The sequence below is a fragment of the Lujinxingia vulgaris genome (assembly GCF_007997015.1).
GTDB classification, from domain to species: Bacteria; Myxococcota_A; Bradymonadia; order Bradymonadales; family Bradymonadaceae; genus Lujinxingia; species Lujinxingia vulgaris.
The window spans coordinates 90,568-108,598 of sequence record NZ_VOSM01000004.1 but is presented as its reverse complement, the minus strand read 5'-3'; the positions used below and the strand labels follow the sequence as shown (position 1 = coordinate 108,598).

Here is an 18,031-nt window from a genome sequence, read left to right as displayed (position 1 = left end):
AGGCCGAGGCGGTATCGGGTTTATGCGCGCAGGGCGCCACAGGGCACTATAGGGCCGAAGGCCCAGTTGGCAAGGCGGGTGTGCGCCTGACGGGTTGATGAGGACTTAATGGCGGGCCAGGGCGCGGTCGATGCGCTCGCGCATCGGGGCGGAGGCGCGGGGGCGCTCGCTCTCCAGAAAGGAGCGGGCCTGCTCGACGCGGGCGCCTTTTTGAAGATCGATGAGCGCCATCTGGGTGCGGGCGGCGCGCTGGTAGGGGGAGTTTCCGCGCAGCGAGAGGTAGATCTGCATGGCGTCGTCGAACTTGCCCAGCTCGAACTTGACGTTGGCCAGGTTGAAGTAGAGTTGCTGCGGGCCGGGGGAGCCCATCGCGTCGAGGGCCTGTTCTAAGGCGTGTTCGGCTTCGCGGTATTTTTCAAGGGCGCTGTAGATCAGCCCGAGCTTGCTGAGCATGTCGGCCTGGGGGCCGAAGCGGCGCAGGAACCACTCTTTGCGGTAGGCCTGCAGGAGTTCGCGGTGCTTGCCGCGCTGGAAATGTTGGGTGAAGGTGCGGTCGAACTCCTCCCAGCGGCGGCGGGCGTACCAGGGGATCAGGATGTAGGCGATGGGAATCCACAACGAGAAGAGGGCCAGCACCCAGAGCGGGGCGCCCAGGCCGTAGTGGAGCACGGCCAGGATGAAGAGGGAGAGCGGGATCGCGCCGCGCTTCAGATCGATGTTAAGACGACCACCCGAGGTCATACACACTCCTGAGGAAGACCTGCGTGTTGGGCAGGCCAGACCCGGAGTTGGTCCCGGGTCGGGAAACGCAAAAGGGTGCCTGTGCAGGCTGCATCGGCTGCTGATGTGATGCGCAGGCAGGCCCCACAGAACATGTCAGGCTAGACGCCGATGGTTCAAGACTCAAGCATAACGCCGAAGGGGCTGCGCTTCATTTCGCTTAAGGGGGCGGGGGGGCGAGAGCCGAATGTGCATCTGGTGGGGCGTGGGGAGGGGGGCAAGCTCTTGCTGGACTGCGGGCGTGTGGGGCGTCCGGGCAAGAGCAGTGAGGCGGTGGCCTTGCTGGAGGCGAAGGGGGAGGTGCCCGGGGCGGTGTGGGTCAGCCATGTGCACGCCGATCATGTGGGCGCGCTCGATGAACTTGTGGCGCGCTGGCCGAAGATGGACGTGTGGATGACCCGCCAGTCGCGCGATCTTCTGCCCTTCGCGCTGATGAGCCAGGGGGTGGCGCGGGAGCGGGCCGAGGCGATCGCGTTGAAGGTGAAGATCGCTCCCTGGCGGGTGGCTGTGGAGGTGATGCCCGGGGTGCGGCTCACGGCGCTGGGGGCCGGGCATATGCCGGGGGCGGCGATGGCGCTGGTGGCGTTTGAGGGAAGTGAGGATGATCGTGCGCCGGGCGGGAGAGATGTGGCGCGGGTGCTCTACACCGGGGATTTCTGCGCGCACGATCAGGTGTGGGTGGGGGGCGCGGAGTTGCCGCGGATGGGGGCGGGTGAGCTCGACCTGCTGGTGATGGAGGCGACGCTGGCCAATGAGGCGAAGCTCGATGCGGTGGAGTATGGCGAGGAGGTGCAGCGCATCAAAGCGTTGCTCTCGGAGCGCGGCGGTGCGGTGCTGGCGGGGGCGTCGGCGCTGGGGGAGGGGGCGGAGCTCGCCATGATTCTGGGGGAGATCTGCCAGGGGCGCTCACCGGGGCTGATGGTCGACGCGTATATGCGGCCGGTGCTTGAGGCGATGCGGCGCGAGGCAGCAGGAGAGGGGCCACTTGCGGTGGGTGTGCAGCAGAATCTGGAACTTCTCAAAGGGCTTCGTTACGGCTCGCGGCGCGAACTTCGCGCCCATCTGGAGGCCGGCGGGGTGGCGCTTGCGGTGGGCGATCAGTTTCAGAAAAACACCACCGCCGGCGCCCTGCTGGCACTTCTGCGCGAGGACCCCACCGCCACGCTGCTGGTGAGTAATCGCGCCCACCGCTCCAGCCCTGCTGGAAAACTTCTGGCGCGCGCCCGTCAGGAGAGCGCTGGATCTTCGGCCGCTTCCGGCACGTCGGTAAAAGGCGGCGCGTCGGCAACAGGTGGCACCTCGGCAACAGGTGGCACCTCGGCAAAGGGCGGCGCCCGGGTGCTGCACGCCTTACTCCCGACCCATGCGCTGCGCTGGCAGCTTTTGGCCGTCGCAGGCCAGCTTCAGCCCTCGCAGATCGCGCTGATTCACGCCCGCGACGGGGCGCGGTTTGCGCTCAAGCGCGCCCTGCAGAAAGAGGGCTTTGAGGGAGCGATTCACGTGGCGGCCTCGGGGGAGTGGCTGGATCTGTAAATGATGCGATGCGTCAATAATATCGCGGGGTTGCGGTGATGCGCTGCGTCACATTTTGTCGCGTAAATGGGGTTGCCAAACCCCTGGCCTGCGACGATGTTTAGGCCGCGCCGGCGCGCCCCTCAACTCCCTCCTTAGCTCCAGCCCCAACTCCTCGTCCGGCGTGTGTGACGCGTCTTATGAGGCGCTCTCCTCTGCGCCTTTTGACGCGCACGTTTCCCCCCCGACAACCTGCCCGGAGTTTGTGATGGCTCGAGTACGCGAGAAGGATGTTCTTGAACTGGGTCGCGAAGTCTTTAAGCGCATGAAGGGCCAGTCGCCCTCGGTCTTCCGCAAGGATTACTGGAGCGGCAAGATGATGGACTGGTCGATGAAGGATGAGGCCTTCAAGGTGGAGATGTTCCGCTTTGTGGACGTCTTTCCCACACTCACCGACCACGTGCAGGTGGCCGAGCACCTTCAAGAATACTTCTGTCGGCCGGAGCAGGATTTCCCGGCGAGTTTTCAGTGGGGGCTCTCGAAGGTGAAGCCGGATAGCCGGATTGCGAAGATGGCTGCCGGACAGATCGAGAAGCAGATCGTGGGCATGGCCGAGCGTTTTATCGCCGGGCAGAGCGCCACCGAGGCGATCCCCACCCTGGAGGCGATGTGGAAGGAGGGGCTGTGCTTTACGCTCGACCTGCTCGGGGAGTCGACGGTCAGTGAGGCTGAGGCCAACGATTATTTTGAGCGATATGTGGAGATCATCGAGACGCTCAGCCAGCAGGCGCAGTCCTGGCCGGCCAACCCCACGCTGGAGCAGGCCAAGTTCGGGCAGGTGCCCCGGGTTAATGTCTCGGTGAAAATCTCGTCGCTCTACAGTCAGCTCGATCCCATCGATCCGCTGGGGAGCATCGACGCGGTCAAGGAGCGGCTGCGCCCGCTCTTTAAGCTGGCGAAGGAGCGCGGGGTCTTTATCAACCTGGATCTTGAGCAATACCGCTACAAAGATCTGACCTACGCCGTCTTTAAGAGCCTTCTGGAAGAGCCGGAGTTTGTGGGCTTTGAGTACGCCGGCATTGTGGCGCAGGCTTACCTTCGCGACTGTGAGGACGACTTAAAAGCGCTGGCCAAATGGGCCAAACGCCGCGGCACACCTGTGACGGTGCGGCTGGTGAAGGGGGCCTACTGGGACTACGAGACGATTCACGCCGAGCAGGAGGGTTGGCCCTGCCCGGTCTTCAAGAAAAAGTGGGAGACGGACCAGTCCTACGAGCGTTGCACCGAGGTGCTGCTGGACAACCACAAGGTGCTGCGCGCGGCGATTGCCTCGCACAACGTGCGCTCGATCGCCTACGCGATGGCCTACGCCGACGCGAGCCGGCTCGATAAGAGTCAGATCGAGTTTCAGATGCTCTACGGGATGGCCGAGCCGATGAAGGCGGCGGTGACCTCGATGGGTTACCGGCTGCGCGACTATGTGCCCATCGGCATGATGATCCCGGGGATGGCGTACCTTGTGCGGCGGCTTTTGGAGAACACCTCCAATGAGAGCTGGCTGCGGATGAGCTTTGTGGAGGGGGAGAGCATGGAGCGGCTGCTGGCCGCGCCTTCCTCACCCGATGGCAGCCCGGCGCCGGGGCCGGAGCCCGAGATTGAGAGCCTGAACATCAAGGGCTTTCGCAACGAGCCGCTGCGTGATTTTGCCACCGCCCGCGACCGCGATCGCATGGCGCAGGCAGTCGAGAAGGTGCGCGGGCAGTTTGGACGGCGCTTTGATGTGGTGGTGGCCAACCGCGCGCTGCCCACCACTGAGACGCTGAAGAGTCTCAACCCGGCCAACTCTTCGGAGGTGGTCGGGGAGGTGGGAAGCGCGAGCCTCACCGACACCGAGGCGGCGCTTGTGGCCGCGAGCCGCGCGCAGAAGAGCTGGGCGAAGACGCCGGTCGAGGAGCGCACGCGCTGCGTGCTGGAGGTGGCCCGGCGGATGCGTGAGCGTCGCGATGAGCTTGCGGCATGGATGGTCTGGGAGGTCGGAAAGACCTGGCGGGAGGCCGACGCCGATGTGTGTGAGGCGATTGATTTTTGCGACTATTACGCCCGCGAGATGATGGCGCTCGATACGCCCGAGCGCCTGGGCAGGTTGCCTGGCGAGCTCAACGAGCTGCAGTACATCCCGCGCGGGGTCACCGCGGTGATCGCGCCCTGGAACTTCCCGCTGGCGATCCTCACGGGCATGACGATGGCCGCCGCCGTCACCGGCAACGCCGTGATCATGAAGCCCGCCGAGCAGAGCTCGGTCATTGCCGCGCAGCTGATGGGCATCTGCCAGGAGTCGGGTTTTCCGGAGGGTGTGATTGGCTTTTTGCCGGGCCGCGGGGAGGTCGTGGGCCAGGCGCTGGTGGAAGATGCGCGGGTGCACACCGTGGCCTTCACCGGCAGCATGGAGGTGGGCCTGAAGATCGTGGCGCAGGCCGCGAAGATGGCCCCGGGTCAGGCGCATGTAAAACACGTGGTCTGTGAGATGGGCGGCAAAAACGCCGTGATCGTCGACGCCGACGCCGACCTCGATGAGGCGGTGAGCGCGGTGGTGCAGTCGGCCTTTGGCTTCCAGGGGCAGAAATGCTCGGCGTGCAGCCGGGTGATTGTGCATCAGTCCTGCTACGACGCCTTTAAGGAGCGTCTGGTCGAGGCGGTTAAGAGCGTGATGCTGGGGCCGCCTTCGCTGCCGGGCACGAAGATCGGGCCGGTGGTCGACGCCGAGGCCAAAGCGAAGATCGAGAGCTACATCGAGATCGGTCGTCAGGAGGGGCGCGTGCTGGTGCAACGCGAGGTGCCCTCAGGCCAGGGCTATTATGTGGGGCCGACGGTGATTGAGGGCATCACCCCCGATCATCGTCTGGCCCAGGAGGAGATTTTTGGGCCGGTGCTCGCCATGATGCGCGCTGAGAGCTTTGATGAGGCGCTTGAGATGGCCAACAGCACCCGTTTTGCGCTCACCGGCGGGGTGTTCAGCCGCAGCCCTTCGCATATCGCGCAGGCGCGGCGGGAGTTTGAGGTGGGCAACCTCTACATCAACCGCGGCATCACCGGCGCGCTTGTGTACCGAAACCCCTTTGGCGGCTTTAAGCTCTCGGGGGCGGGCACCAAGGCCGGCGGGCCGGACTACCTGCTGCACTTTATGACGCCGCGGGTGGTGGTGGAGAACACGATGCGCCGCGGGTTTGCGCCGGAGATTGACTGAGCCTGAACAGGCGAAAGGTTGAGGCGTGGGGCGGTCGTCGCTGACTTCGGGTCAGAGGCGGCCGCCCTATTTTTTTGCGCCCCGGTGTGCCGGTGGTAGATCGGGGGGCGGAGCCGTTTTGTTCACCCACCTTAAACCACGGAGGGTCCACGTTGGGTGCCTTATCTGGAACGCTGTCTTACAAACTCTTCTATGTGCAGGGCGAGGTGCCGGAGAACTGGCAAGAACTCTACCTGCAGCAAATTCGCAAAAACGCCTTTAAGCCGCTTCAGCCCGAAGACGAAGAAGAAGTCTCCGAGGGTTGGGTGCCGGTGGAGCGCCCGCTGCAGATCAGCTTTGATCTGCACACGCTGCTCTTCGACCACTTCATCAACCTGGGCTTTCGCCAGGATAAGTACGCCATCCCCAGCGCGCTGCTCAAAGCGCACGTGGAGGAGGCCGAGCGCGAGTACATGATCCAGAACGACAAGCAGCGCTTGAGCAAGTTTGAGCGCGAAGACATCAAGATCATGGTCAAGCGTCGCCTCAAAGAGAAGCAGCTTCCGCGCATGAAAGTTATCGACATGAGCTGGGATCTGCAGAAGGGGCGAGTACGTTTCTGGAGCCAGTCCGGCAACGTCTGTGAGCTCTTTCAGGGGTATTTTGAGGACACGTTTGGGCTGAAACTTTTGCCCGGCAACCCCTACATCAACGCCGTGCAGCTGGAGCCGGGCCCCGAGAAGATCGAGGAGCTGGCGGTGGTCGAGCCGACCAACTTCATTGAGGGGCTGCCCCAGCGCTGAGCGCGTGCGGTGGGTTGTGTGTTCTTAAAAGTGGTGTAAATTCAACGCCTTATGGGGCGTTGGTGAGGAGCTTGAAGCGATGGATCTGATCGACTTGATTGAAACGCGGCGCTTTCTGGGCAGCGAGTTCATGATGTGGTTGTGGTTTAAGTCCGAGTGTTACGACGGGCTGATGGAGGTCGAGGAGCACGGTGAGCTGGAGGTGCTCTTTGACGACGCGCTGGTGCTGGAGGCCTACCTGGCCGAGACCGAGCGCAACACCTTTAAAGGCGGCGCGCCGGCCTACTCGCCGGAGGCGAAGGTGGCGTTGCAGCAGGGTAAGCGGGTCAGCCGAGCTAAGATTCGGGTCATCAAAGATGGTCGCGAGTGGCTGCTCACGCTCAAGGCCGAGGGCATGGACTTCTCGTCGGTGAAGATCCCGGCGGTGCTCAGCCGCGAGGAAGACGAGAAGTTCTACGAGCGGATGTATCTTGTGGAAGAGCTCGAAGACATCATCAACGCGCTCTACCGCACGTTTGTCTTCACGCGTCTTTCGCCCCAGTGGCATGAAGCGATGGTGCCGGCGATGAAGACCTGGATTATGGCCGAGGATGGGGTGGCGCCGGAGGTGTATCCGGAGGCCGCTGAGCAGCAGGGCCCGGCGATGGCCAAGAGCGCGTAAGCCCGCAGCGGACGTGTGGGACCTGGCCTTAACGCCTCGCCAGCAACCTGAGATTTAAGGAGCGAGATGGGCTTCATCGAAGCGATCTTGTTGGCGATATTGCAGGGGGCCACGGAGTTTGTGCCCGTGAGCTCCTCGGGGCACTTACTGCTCGGGGAGACCTTTCTGGGGGTGGAGGAGCCGCAGCTGCTCTTCTCGGTGACCCTGCACCTGGGCACGCTGCTGGCGGTGATGTTGTTTTACCGCCAGCAGATCATGACCTCGATCACCGACGTGTTTGCCGCGGCGGCCGACGGGCTGCACGAGCGATCGCTGGGGGCGTTTCGCCAGCATGTGGGCGCGCGCCTGGCGGTGCTGCTGGTGCTGGCGACGATCCCCACCGCGATCGTGGGCTTGGGCATCGACAAGGTGCTGGAGCCGGCCGAGGGCGCCGAGGTGATCCCGGCCGAGTACATGCCGCATACGATCTGCATCTCGCTGATCATCACCGGGTTCATCCTCTTCTCGATGCGTTTTTATAAGGATGAGACGCGCAGGGAGCGGGGCGGGGCCTGGACCCTGTGGAACATCACGCCGATGGTGGCGGTGCTCATCGGGCTCTCGCAGGGGCTGGCCGCGCTGCCGGGCTTTTCGCGCAGCGGGCTTACGATTGCGGCGGCCTTATGGCTGGGCGCGCAGCGGGAGGAGTCGGCGCATTTTTCATTTTTGCTGTCGATTCCGGCGGTGTTGGGGGCGCTGATTTTGAAGTTCGACCCGGCACTTTTTTCCGGGGTTGATGGCGGTCGCACCGCGCTTGTGTACGGGGTGAGCGCGGCGGTGGCCGGGGTGGTGGGTTACGCGACCATCATCTGGCTTGTGAACCTGTTGAAGCAGGCGCAGTTTCATCATTTTGCCTGGTACTGCTGGGTGGTGGGGGCCGGCGGGCTGGGAGCGCTTTTGATGATGGGGTAGGTCAGCGAAGCTCGGCGTGAAGAAGGTTGAGCGAAGCGTTTTGAGATTAAAGTGAACAAAAAAGGCCGCCCGGAGTGGGGCGGCTTTCGGCGTTTGGGTCTGGAATGAAGAGTTTATAAGGGGCAGATCGGAAGACCATGAATCGCCACGTCCACCAGCGTGATAGCGTCCATGGTGACGGGGAGGACATCCAGGGAGCCGATGGCACCCTGGGGGTCGGCAAAGGGGATGGTGGCTTCCATCGTTGTCGCGGCTGCCCTGTTACTGAATACGGATGGGGTGGTGGGGGCGGCGCAGTCGGCCAGGGTGTCGAGCGAGGGGGAGCGCATGATGGCGTTGATCAGGGTGCCGGAGTTCTGCGGGTTGGGGGCCGTGCCGACCAGGGCTGGCGAGCCATCATGGAGGAGCAGAGCATCTTGAATGACGAGGTCGCCCGATGCGCTCGGGTCCAGGCGTTCGATGTTGAGGACCTGGCCGGCGATCGGGTCGAGCTCGAAGACGTGGGGATGACCGGGGTAGGCGATGTTGCCGTTGGCGTTGATACGGCCGGCGACGAGCACGACATTGCCCTCGGGGGAACGGGTTATCGTGTGGAAGGCTTCGTCGGCCGGTCCGGCGTAGGTATGTTGCCAGACGATGGCACCGTTGGCGGTGATCTTGAGGGCCCAGGGGTCCGCCATGGTGGTGTTGTTGGAGGCGTGCCATCCGGCGAAGATGGCGCCTCCATCGTCAGTGCGAAGGACGGCGTTGATTTTGCTGTTGCCCTCGATGTAGCCCAGCGACCACTGCGGCAAACCCTCGGCGTTGAGATGGACGGCGATGGGTTGGTGCGTGGAGGGGCCACTTCCGGAGAGCGGGGCGAGGTGCTGGTGGCCGATCAACGTGAGGGCGTTGGCGCCGGCTGGCGTGTGCGCGGAGAGCGCGTCTGCGGCCAGGCGGTGGGCGCGCTGCACCTCGCCATCATCATTGACGACGATCAGCCCCATAGAGGCCGTGGACGTCGTGATAAAGTAGCCGAGAAGGGCGGTGGCAAAGCTTCCGTCGTCGAGCTCAACGGTGCCTCCGGCGAGCACATCGCCGTAGTCGGGAAGGCCGCTGCCGAGAATGTCGTAGGAGGTCTTCCAGAGGACGTTGCCCTCGGCGTCAAAACGCACGAGGAGCGGGGCGAAGCGCCCGTTGCGCCAGGAGGAGAGGGTGGCAATGAAGTCGCCCTCCGAGGTCGCGATGAGGCCGTTGACGAAGTCGCCCCCCGGGGAGCTGAGCACTTTATGCCAGACCGGGATGCCGGCAGCGTCGATACGCGCGAGGGTGATGTCCTGGTTGCCGACAGCGAGCGTGTCGGAGTGTCCGGCGATGATGAGGTCGCCCCCGGGGCCGGCAGCGGCTCGCATAAAGGCGTTCTGGCCGCTGGAGGCGTAGGTGCGAAGCCATGCCTGAGGATCGTAGTCGGGGCCCGAGTCGGGCTCGAGGCTGGTGTCGGGCTCGAGGTTGGTGTCGGGCTCGAGGTTGGTGTCGGGCTCGCCACCTGCATCGCCTTCGACATCGCTCAGCGGGACGCAGCTCTGCAGGGTGCATGCCTCGCCGGTGTAGCAGTCCAGATCGGAGGTGCAGGCATGCGTATTGGGGGAGCAGCCGCTGATAGCGAGCCCGAGCATGGTGAGGGCTGCAGATCCGAGCAGGGAGAGGATGGCGCGTGGTGGGCGGGCTGACATGAAACATCCTAATTGAGACGGCGCAAGAGGTTGGAGCGCGCCAGGTATATGAGTTGGTTGAGGTTGTCTGGCGAGGTTAGAAGAGGGGGGAGGGGGCGTCAATTCGTGCGTTCACGGAGGGGGCGGATGTGCGTGAGGGTGTGGGTATTGCGGAGTCAGGCTGAGGAGGTTGAGCGAAGCGCGAAGCGGAGCTGCGAAGGTCGGGCGAAGTACCAAGCGGAGCTGAGAAGGACGAGCGAAGCTCGGAAGTCGAGGAAGCGCAGGTCAGCGAAGCTAAGCGTGATGTGAATCATTGAAAAAGGCCGCCCGGAGTGGGGCGGCCTTTTTCGATCAGCGCTTAGCGTGGTGTTGCACCGTTAAAGGGGGCAGATGGCCTCGGAGGCGGTTCCGGTGGCAACCTCCTGGTAGTCATCGAGCGCGACGCGGGTGGCGGTGAGGGGGGTGACGAAATCTTCGGGTGTATCGAAGATGACGGGGTTTTCCACGGACGTGTTGGTTGGGGTGAACACTGCAGCGTCGGTGCGCACGCAGGTTTTAAAGTCGTTGAGATCCTCGGCGCGCAGCAGGCTGGCTTCTAAGTTTGCGCCGGCTAAAGCGGTCTCACCGAGGAGGGTGAGGGTGTTGTCCAGAATCAATCCGCCATAGAAGGTCAGATCGTTGTTCTCGCCACGTGAGAAACTCTGTGTGTCGAGAAGTTGGCCGGAGGTTGGGTTGAGGCGCAGGATGTGGCTAGAGTTGGTGTAGGCGTCGTCTTCGAGTTGTTCGAAGGCGTTGGTGATAAGTAAGAGGTCGCCGTTGGGAGCAATTTCGATGGCTTCGAACTGCTCGGCGTGCGGCGCGGCAAAGCGGCGCTGCCAGATGATGGTTCCGGCCGGGTCAAACTTGATGGCCCAGGGGTCGATGCCGTCGGTCTCCTGGTCGAAATACCACCCGGCGACGTAGATGCTTCCCTCTTCATCCTGGTGGGCTTGGTTAAGGATGGCCTCGGCATTACTGCCGATATGGGGGAGGATCCACAGGGGCTGTCCCTGCGCGTTGAGGTGCATAACGCTGGGACGGTCTTCGTTGGGGCCATCGCCGAATAAGGGCACGTAGATATCCGTGGCAATGAGCGTCAGCTCTTCGTCGCCCACGATGTCCTCGCCGAGATTTGCCGAGATGTCATATTGCAGCGCGCGGACTACATCCCCGTCGGGCGATACGACCAGAAGCGCGAGCGCCGACCACGTGGTGCTGGAATCGCCCTGTGGGGAGCGAGCGGTGGCCAGGGTCATAGCGATGTTGCCATCGCTGGTGAGGGTGAGGCCGCCGGCGTGCACGTCCTGGAAGTTATCTTCATCTGCGTTTTCCAGGTCGTAGGAGGCCTGCCAGAGGACGTTGCCATCGGCGTCAAAACGCACCAGCCAGGGGGCAAGGTCGCCGTCGATCTGGGTGGCACCAGCGGCAAGGAACTCGCCGTCATCGGTGGGGATGAGGTGGGTGAGTTCGTCCACGCGTGCCGAGCCCAGCGCCTTTTGCCAGAGCATCTCACCGTTGGCGTCGATACGGGCCAGCGTGGCTTCACTGGCCCCAGCGCCGAGCGCAACGGTTCTTCCAGCGAGAATCACCGAGTCGTCGGGAGCCTCCACCGCAGCGAGAAACTTATCTGTGGCGGAGCCGCCGTAGGAGCGGAGGATCGCCAGATTTTCGGGCTCTTCGTTAACATCGGCGTCATCTTCGACATCCGCGTCGTCTTCGGCGTCGGTGTCGTCTGCGGCGTCGGTGTCGTCTGCGGCGTCGGGCCCACATCGGTGAGGTCGCCGGTGTCGGGGGTGGGGTCGGTGCCGGGATCGTCGGAGCAGCCGGCAGCCAGGGAGGCGCCGAGCAGGGCGACAAGGAGCAGGGAGAAGGTGCGGTTCATGGGTGCCTCGAACACTATTCGGTCATTTTATAAGGGGCCTCGCACAGCCAGGGGCAGCGCGGGGGCTCAGCGTTGCGACACCACAAAAACGAGGTGCGCGCAGGTGCCACAAGACGTGGGGGGCAGGTTGGTATTCAAAACCTGACTGCTGAGTCAACCCCGGTGTGGCGAGGCTGTGTTGTGCGCCTGGTCTCACTGCGCCCAGGGGGCCTCAACCGGGTCCAGCGGGACTTCGAGGTCGGTGAGGGAGCCGTTGCCGAGCTGGCCCAGATGGTTTTTGCCCCAGCAGAAGATGGCGTGGTCACGCGTGAGCGCGCAGGTGTGGCGCTGGCCGATGGCCAGCTCGTCGACGCCCTCAAGATCGGGGATCTCGTGGACGTGTTGGAGCTGGTCGTACTCGTCGCGACCCCAGCAGAAGACCTTTCCGCCGGTGCCGATGCCGCAGGTGCGCTCGAATCCGGCGGCCAGATCGCTGAGTGCGTCGGAGAGGTCAATCATCACGGGTTGGGCGGATGTTTCGAGGGATGTCAGCTCGGTGGCGAGTTGGCCGAAGGAGTTGTCGCCCCAGCACCAGACCTCGGCGCTTTCGCTGAGCACGCAGTTGTGGCTGCCGCCGGCGACGAGTTCGAAGACGGGGTTGGTTGAGGCGGAGAAGAAGGGGTGAGTGATGAGTTCGCCGCTCTGGCCACCTTCGACGCCGAGCTGGAGATCGATGTTGTGGCCAAGGCAGCGGACCTCGTCGGAGGTCGTTGCCATGCAGGTGTGGAAGTCACCGCCGGCGAAGAGGTTGATATTGCTGGCCCCGGCAATCGGAGCGGGGACAATGGTGGGGTCGTCGTTGTTTCCGCCGATTTGCTCGAAGCCGTTGTCGCCCCAGCAGTAAAGCGCGGCGTCGGCTCCCACGGTGGCGCACATATGGTAGCCGCCCGCGTTTAACTGTGTGGCACCTTCGTCGATCTTCGTCACCAGGGCGGCTCCGGAGCCCAGCGCACCGTCACCGCGGCAGAGGACGGCGCCCTCCTCGGTGCGCACGCAGATGCGTGCGTTGGCGGTGGCAATTTCCACCGCGCCGTCGAAGCCGTCGATCTTGCGGGGGGTGAGGGCCTCGTCATCGGCGCCGGTGATAAAGCCTGCGCTGTTGTCGCCCCAGCACCAGACAGTGCGGTCGCTCAAAATCGTGCAGCTGAAGTTCATCGCCGCGGAGATGGCGATGGGGTGGGGCGGTTCATCGATGACGTCGGTGTCCGTGTCCGTCTCAGTGTCGGTGTCTGCGTCGCTCTGGTCAGTGTCACCGGCGTCTTCGTCGGGAGTGTCTGTGTCGTCGGCATCTTCATCCGGGGTGTCGGGGCCGGCGTCCAGATCGGGTTCTTCGTCGAGGACGCAGGTGCCCAGCACGCAGCTCTCGCCGACGTAGCAGTCGACGGAGGACTCGCATGCCTGGCTGTTGGCGTCACAGGCGCCCAGGAGCAGTGTGAGTGCGCCGAGCGCAGGGAGCGAAAACCAGCGGGTGAGGAGATAGTGAGGGACAGACAACATGAGGACTCCAGTGAGACTTAACATCAAACTTAGCGGTGGGGACAAAGGATAAAGTGATGCGTGTCAGGTTTGGAGCATCGTCGGGGGCTGCAAATTCGGGGGCGGATCAGTCTTCCCAGGTGGCCACCACGGGCTCGTCGGGGGCGAGTGTGCTGAAGGTGTCTCCGGTGCCCAGGGTGCCGGTGAAGTTGGCGCCCCAGCAGAAGATCTGGTGGTCGGCGGTGAGCGCGCAGCTGTGCACCGGGCTGAGGGCCAGGGCGGTGACGTTGTTGAGGTTGATGACTTTTACCGGGCCGTTGCGTTCCTCATCGGTGCCGTCGCCCAGCTCGCCCGTGCCGTTATAGCCCCAGCAGTAGGCGTCGCCTTCGGGGGTGATGCCGCAGGTGTTGTCGCCGCCGGCGGCCAGCCCGCTGAGCTCGGTGGGGAAGTCTACTTCCAGAGGTTGGGCGGAGGTGTAAGGGGAGTTGGGTTCGCGCCCGAGCTGGCCGAAGGCGTTGTTGCCCCAGCAGCGCACCCTGCCGTTATCGAGGCGCGCGCAGCTGTGGTAGCTGCCGGAGACGAGCTCGACCACGCTGGCGTCGGTGTCGAGACCTGCGACGGTGTTAGGAGTTGTCGAAGCGCCGCCGTCGTAGCCGCGTTGGGCGGCGTTGTTGCCGCCGATGCAGCGGACATCGCCCTGGTCGCTCAGTACGCAGGTGTGGGCTTCGCCGGCGGCGGCGACTTGCAGGTCGCTCAGGGCGCCAACTTCGTAGGGGAGGAGCGTGGGATCTGCGCTCGCGCCGGTCTGGCCCTGATCGTTACGGCCCCAGCAGTGCAGGGTGCGTTCGGCGCCGGCGATGGCGCAGCTGTGGTAGGTGGCGTTGCTCAGGGCGTGCACGTCTTCAAGAGTGACGGTGGCGGGCTCGGCGCTGTCGGTGCGCGTGCCCTCATCGACGGCCACGGCGACGTCGTCGCCCACGCAGCGCACGCTGCCGCCTTCAAAACGCGCGCAGGTGTAGCGGTAGCCCACCACCACCTGCAACGCGCCGCTGAGCCCTTCGACTTTCAGGGGAACATCGGAGGATTGCACGCTTGAGGGCCGGCCCAGGGCCAGGCCCAGGTTGGAGCCCCAACACCACACGGTGTGGTCGCTGAGGCGAGCGCAGGAGTGATCTTCGCCAACGGAGATTTCGACGGGGTGGGGGGGCTGATCGTCGGCGTCGGCATCCCCATCGGCAGTGTCGCCCGTGTCTTCGGGAGGCTCGGTGTCGGAGGTGTCGCGGGGAGCGTCAGCGTCGCCGACATCGTCGGTATCACCAACATCGCCGGCGTCTTCGGCCGGCGAGTCGGCGTCGCCTTCATCCTGAGGCAGGCAGGTCTGCAACACGCATTGCTCGCCAACGTAACAGTCGACATTGGACTCACAGGCCTGGCCGTTGGTGTCGCAGGCCATCAGGCCCAGGCCTAAAACCACGGTGAGAAGGGTAGCGAGCGGGAGCCCTGGCGAGCGCCCGGCGGTGGTGTTCATGACGATTCCTGGAGGAAGCCTGAGTGTCAGGGGAGCGGTCGGCCCGGCACCTTAGAGAAGTTGGCAGGAGGGTTAAAGCCCGTTATTCGCGCCAGGTGGCGACCACCGGCAGGCTCGGTGCCAGGGCGCTGGCGCGGCTGTCGACGCCGAGCTGTCCGGAGTTGTTAGAGCCCCAGCAGAAGATGTCATCGCTCTCGGTGAGGGCGCAGCTATGGCCGGGGCCGACCGAGAGTGAGGTGGCGTCGTTGAGGTCGAGGACGCGCTGGGGCCCGGTGTACGCAGAAGTGGTGCCCACGCCGAGGTTGCCGAGTTCATTGGCGCCCCAGCAGTACACGTGCCCCTCGCTGGAGATGCCGCAGGTGGTGTCACCGCCGGCGGCAAGGCCGCTGAGTGTGACGCTGGTTTCGAGGGTCACAGGCAGGGAGGCGGCGATGGGGTCGTCGGCGGGCAGGCCGAGCTGCCCGCTCCCATTGTCGCCCCAGCAGCGCACCGTGGCGTCGGCTTCCCGCGCGCAGGTGTGCCGCCCGCCGGCGACCAGCTCCACCACCGGGTTACCCGGAACAAAGCCCTCCACGATGTTGGGAGCCTCGGTGATTGGGCCCTCGGGGTTGACGCCGCGCTGGTTGGAGTCGTTGGCGCCCAGGCAATACACCGCATCCGAGCTGTCGAGCGCGCAGGTATGCTCCTCACCCGGGGCCACACGCTGGATGCCGTTCATGTCGGCTACCGGCCAGGGGGTGAGCGTGGGGTCATCGTCGGCGCCGGTCTGCCCGGAGTCGTTGTTGCCCCAGCAGTAGAGTGTGCGATCGGGGCCGGCAATGGCGCAGTGATGCAGGGAGGCGTCGCCCAGCTGGTGCACGTCTTCGATGAGCACATCAACCGGGTGCTGGCTCCCCTGGAGCGTACCGTCGCCCAGGCCTCCGCCTAAGCTGTCGCCCAGGCATTTGGTCGAGCCATCTTCAAAACGCGCGCAGGTCTGGCCGATGCCGGCGACCACCTGCACCGCGCCATCGAGTCCGTCGATCTTAATGGGGGTGAGCGCGCGAAGCGTGCCCTGGGGCTGCCCCAGCGCGAGCCCGCTGTTGCTGCCCCAGCACCATACGGTGGCGTCGCTGAGCAGGGCGCAGGTGTGCTCCAGGCCCGCGGAGACTTCGACGGGGTAGGGGGGCTGATCGTCGGCGTCGGCATCCCTATCGGCAGTGTCGCCCGTGTCTTCGGGAGGCTCGGTGTCGGAGGTGTCCCGGGGATCGTCAGCGTCGCCGACATCGTCGGTATCACCAACATCGCCGGCGTCTTCGGCCGGCGAACCAGCGTCGCCTTCATCCTGAGGCAGGCAGGTCTGCAACACGCATTGCTCGCCGACGTAACAGTCGACATTGGACTCACAGGCCTGGCCGTTGGTGTCGCAGCCGGGAGTGGCGAGGAAGAGAAGCAGGAGGGTACAGATGCGTTTCACAAAAAGCCTCGGACATGATTGGGGAAAGCGTCGAGGCCATTATGGGGAGGGTGGGGGCGGATGGCTATCGTCGAGAGGAGGTAATTGTGGGGAGGAGGTGTCTCGAAGTCGAAACGCTTCGGGCCGCCCGGGGGGGCGGCCCGAAGCTGTCGGCACGTGCCGAATGCGCGGGGCGGTGGATCAGCCGCCGCAGTAGGCGCCGGCGCCAAGGTCGATGGTCGTGTCGATGGAGGAGCTGATGTTGAGGGTGATGTGATCCGGGACGTTGGTGGAGCCGGTGGTAAGCGAGTCGTCATGCTGGCTGGATCCCATGTTCAGGCCGATGGCGGGTTCTCCGCCGCAGGTGTCGAGCTCGCTGATCGAGGGGGCCATGAGCACGCCGCCGCGTAAGTTGTTATGAGCCGAGGGGTTTCGGACCTGGCCGACGCCGAAGATACCCCCGCCGCTGACGGCTTCGACACGGTTAAAGAGTACGGCGCCGCCATCGGGAATGCGGAAGGTATGTTCGGAGCGCGGCATGCCGTTGTTGGGGTTGAGCGGAAGCGCCCAGCTGACGACCTCGCTGGTGTCCACAAAGCCGGTGATGCCGCTGAAGAGCACGTCGCCGTTGTCGAGCAGCGAGACGGCGTAGCCCTCGTCCATGGTAGAGGCGTCAAAGGTTCTCTGCCAGAGGATGGTGCCGTCAGCGCCCACCTTGAGGACCCAGGCGTCGGTTGCGCTGGAGTGCCGGCTGGGCTCCAGGACGCCAGCCAGGTAGGTAGAGCCGTCGTTGCCCAGGACGGCGCCATGCAGCTCGGCAGAGCCGGCGGCGAAGGGGGTGTCGGCCAGGGTCCAGACCACCGAGCCGCTTGCTGTTAGACGAACTGCGATAGGCGCGTAGCTGTAATAATCCTCGCCGACCACGACCATGTCGCCCGCGCTGTTGGTGGCGATGTCATTGGCGGGAGAGAGGTAACGGTGGCCGATGGCGCGCACGCGTTCCACTTCGCCGGCGTAATTAATGGTGATCAGCCCTGTGGAGATGCCACTGCCGTCCTGGAGGAGGCCAGCGTGGGCGGCAATGATGTAATCACCGCCGGGCAGGCGATCGACAGCGTAGCCGACCGTCCAACCACTGGCGTAGGAGGGGGAGGTGTCGTCTTTGAGCTGGTAGGCTCGCTCCCAGCGTAGCGCGCCGTCGGGGGCAAAGCGCACCGCCCAGGCAGCGCCGATCTCGTCGTCGTCTTCGGTGGTGCCAACGGCAAGAAAGTCACCGTCGGTGGTAGCGATCACGTCGTGGAAGACGTCGTCGCCGCTGGAGCCCAGGGACTGCTGCCAGACGACATCTCCGCGGGCGTCCAGGCGTGCAGCAATGGCCTCATCGCCGCCGGAGCCGTAGACGTCGGAGCGTCCCACAACAACCACGCCGCCGTCATCGGTCGGAGCGAAGGCTTTGAACTCATGGGTGCCAAACTGGCCGTAGTGGCCGAACCAGGCGCCGGCAGGCGGCGTGACGTCTTCGGGGGCGAAGCTCGCAGTGCAGCTGATTGAGCCGGTCACGATCAGGGTGACCTCGCGCTGGGTTCCCGCGCAGTCGCCGGACCAGCCTTCAAAGGTGTGTCCCGGGTCGGGTTGAGCGCTCAACGCAAGGGTCGTCGACGGGGCAAGGGTCGCCTGACAGGTCGCGGGGCAGTCGATGAGCGCCGGCTCGCTGGTCACACGACCCTGGCCGCTGACCGTGATGTTCAAGGCCGCTTCGCCAGCGTCGGGATCGTTCGGTGTATCGGGATCTTCGGTGTCGGGAAGGTTGTCTGTGTCCGGGGTGTCGTCTGCGTCGGGGAGGTCCCCGGCGTCGGAGGTGTCGTCGGCGTCGGGGAGGTGGCCTGTGTCGGTGGTGATGTCTGCGGGGGGATTGTCGTTGGGCTCCCCGGAGCAGGCAGCGGTGAGAAGAAGAAGGGGCAGCAAAGGTGCGCTACGGCGTAAGATTCGCATCAGAAGTCCATCCCAGGTT

13 protein-coding genes are annotated in these 18,031 nt (G+C 64.6%); 5 read left to right on the top strand and 8 right to left on the bottom strand.

Annotation, left to right across the window (positions count from 1 at the left end; translation table 11 throughout):
* Window positions 1-105: 105 nt before the first annotated feature.
* Window positions 106-741 (bottom strand): tetratricopeptide repeat protein, encoded by a 636-nt coding sequence (locus FRC98_RS09770; protein ID WP_146981169.1) that lies wholly within the window; start codon window positions 739-741, stop codon window positions 106-108.
* Between the two features lie 150 nt (window positions 742-891).
* On the opposite strand from FRC98_RS09770, the gene FRC98_RS09765 reads away from it, so the two are divergent.
* From FRC98_RS09765 to FRC98_RS09745, 5 genes are all read left to right on the top strand, one after another.
* Window positions 892-2,313, top strand: coding sequence for an MBL fold metallo-hydrolase (locus tag FRC98_RS09765; protein WP_146981168.1), 1,422 nt, complete (start codon window positions 892-894; stop codon window positions 2,311-2,313).
* 247 nt (window positions 2,314-2,560) lie between these two features.
* A complete protein-coding gene (pruA, locus tag FRC98_RS09760; protein ID WP_146981166.1) occupies window positions 2,561-5,536 on the top strand; it encodes an L-glutamate gamma-semialdehyde dehydrogenase in 2,976 nt (991 codons plus the stop codon).
* A gap of 152 nt (window positions 5,537-5,688) precedes the next feature.
* Window positions 5,689-6,318 carry a hypothetical protein gene (locus FRC98_RS09755; protein ID WP_146981164.1) on the top strand — a complete coding sequence of 210 codons (630 nt, stop codon included), beginning with the start codon at window positions 5,689-5,691 and terminating at the stop codon, window positions 6,316-6,318.
* Window positions 6,319-6,397: 79 nt separating this feature from the next.
* Window positions 6,398-6,979: a hypothetical protein gene (locus FRC98_RS09750; protein WP_146981163.1), complete on the top strand. Its 582-nt coding sequence runs from the start codon at window positions 6,398-6,400 to the stop codon at window positions 6,977-6,979.
* A 66-nt stretch (window positions 6,980-7,045) separates the two neighbouring features.
* On the top strand, window positions 7,046-7,930 hold the full coding sequence (locus FRC98_RS09745) for an undecaprenyl-diphosphate phosphatase (RefSeq protein ID WP_146981161.1): 885 nt from the start codon (window positions 7,046-7,048) through the stop codon (window positions 7,928-7,930).
* Window positions 7,931-8,043: 113 nt separating this feature from the next.
* Here the strand turns inward: FRC98_RS09745 and FRC98_RS09740 are convergent, their stop codons facing one another.
* From FRC98_RS09740 to FRC98_RS09710, 7 genes are all read right to left on the bottom strand, one after another.
* Window positions 8,044-9,642, bottom strand: coding sequence for a hypothetical protein (locus FRC98_RS09740; RefSeq protein WP_146981159.1), 1,599 nt, complete (start codon window positions 9,640-9,642; stop codon window positions 8,044-8,046).
* Window positions 9,643-9,998: 356 nt separating this feature from the next.
* Window positions 9,999-11,168: a hypothetical protein gene (locus tag FRC98_RS09735; protein ID WP_146981157.1), complete on the bottom strand. Its 1,170-nt coding sequence runs from the start codon at window positions 11,166-11,168 to the stop codon at window positions 9,999-10,001.
* Window positions 11,169-11,245: 77 nt separating this feature from the next.
* A complete protein-coding gene (locus tag FRC98_RS09730; protein ID WP_146981155.1) occupies window positions 11,246-11,542 on the bottom strand; it encodes a hypothetical protein in 297 nt (98 codons plus the stop codon).
* Between the two features lie 192 nt (window positions 11,543-11,734).
* Window positions 11,735-13,078 (bottom strand): RCC1 domain-containing protein, encoded by a 1,344-nt coding sequence (locus FRC98_RS09725; RefSeq protein WP_230467469.1) that lies wholly within the window; start codon window positions 13,076-13,078, stop codon window positions 11,735-11,737.
* Window positions 13,079-13,184: 106 nt separating this feature from the next.
* Window positions 13,185-14,585 carry an RCC1 domain-containing protein gene (locus FRC98_RS09720; protein ID WP_146981151.1) on the bottom strand — a complete coding sequence of 467 codons (1,401 nt, stop codon included), beginning with the start codon at window positions 14,583-14,585 and terminating at the stop codon, window positions 13,185-13,187.
* A gap of 82 nt (window positions 14,586-14,667) precedes the next feature.
* Window positions 14,668-16,041, bottom strand: coding sequence for an RCC1 domain-containing protein (locus tag FRC98_RS09715; RefSeq protein ID WP_146981149.1), 1,374 nt, complete (start codon window positions 16,039-16,041; stop codon window positions 14,668-14,670).
* Between the two features lie 180 nt (window positions 16,042-16,221).
* A complete protein-coding gene (locus FRC98_RS09710) occupies window positions 16,222-18,012 on the bottom strand; it encodes an InlB B-repeat-containing protein (RefSeq protein WP_146981147.1) in 1,791 nt (596 codons plus the stop codon).
* Window positions 18,013-18,031: the final 19 nt, after the last annotated feature.

Bases quoted from the DNA above. Each gene is read 5' to 3' on its own strand.
- FRC98_RS09770 (WP_146981169.1), bottom strand. From the start codon at position 741: ATGACCTCGGGTGGTCGTCTTAACATCGATCTGAAGCGCGGCGCGATC.
- FRC98_RS09765 (WP_146981168.1), top strand. From the start codon at position 892: ATGGTTCAAGACTCAAGCATAACGCCGAAGGGGCTGCGCTTCATTTCG.
- pruA (WP_146981166.1), top strand. From the start codon at position 2,561: ATGGCTCGAGTACGCGAGAAGGATGTTCTTGAACTGGGTCGCGAAGTC.
- FRC98_RS09750 (WP_146981163.1), top strand. From the start codon at position 6,398: ATGGATCTGATCGACTTGATTGAAACGCGGCGCTTTCTGGGCAGCGAG.
- FRC98_RS09745 (WP_146981161.1), top strand. From the start codon at position 7,046: ATGGGCTTCATCGAAGCGATCTTGTTGGCGATATTGCAGGGGGCCACG.
- FRC98_RS09740 (WP_146981159.1), bottom strand. From the start codon at position 9,642: ATGTCAGCCCGCCCACCACGCGCCATCCTCTCCCTGCTCGGATCTGCA.
- FRC98_RS09735 (WP_146981157.1), bottom strand. From the start codon at position 11,168: ATGCTCTGGCAAAAGGCGCTGGGCTCGGCACGCGTGGACGAACTCACC.
- FRC98_RS09730 (WP_146981155.1), bottom strand. From the start codon at position 11,542: ATGAACCGCACCTTCTCCCTGCTCCTTGTCGCCCTGCTCGGCGCCTCC.
- FRC98_RS09725 (WP_230467469.1), bottom strand. From the start codon at position 13,078: ATGTTGTCTGTCCCTCACTATCTCCTCACCCGCTGGTTTTCGCTCCCT.
- FRC98_RS09720 (WP_146981151.1), bottom strand. From the start codon at position 14,585: ATGAACACCACCGCCGGGCGCTCGCCAGGGCTCCCGCTCGCTACCCTT.
- FRC98_RS09710 (WP_146981147.1), bottom strand. From the start codon at position 18,012: ATGCGAATCTTACGCCGTAGCGCACCTTTGCTGCCCCTTCTTCTTCTC.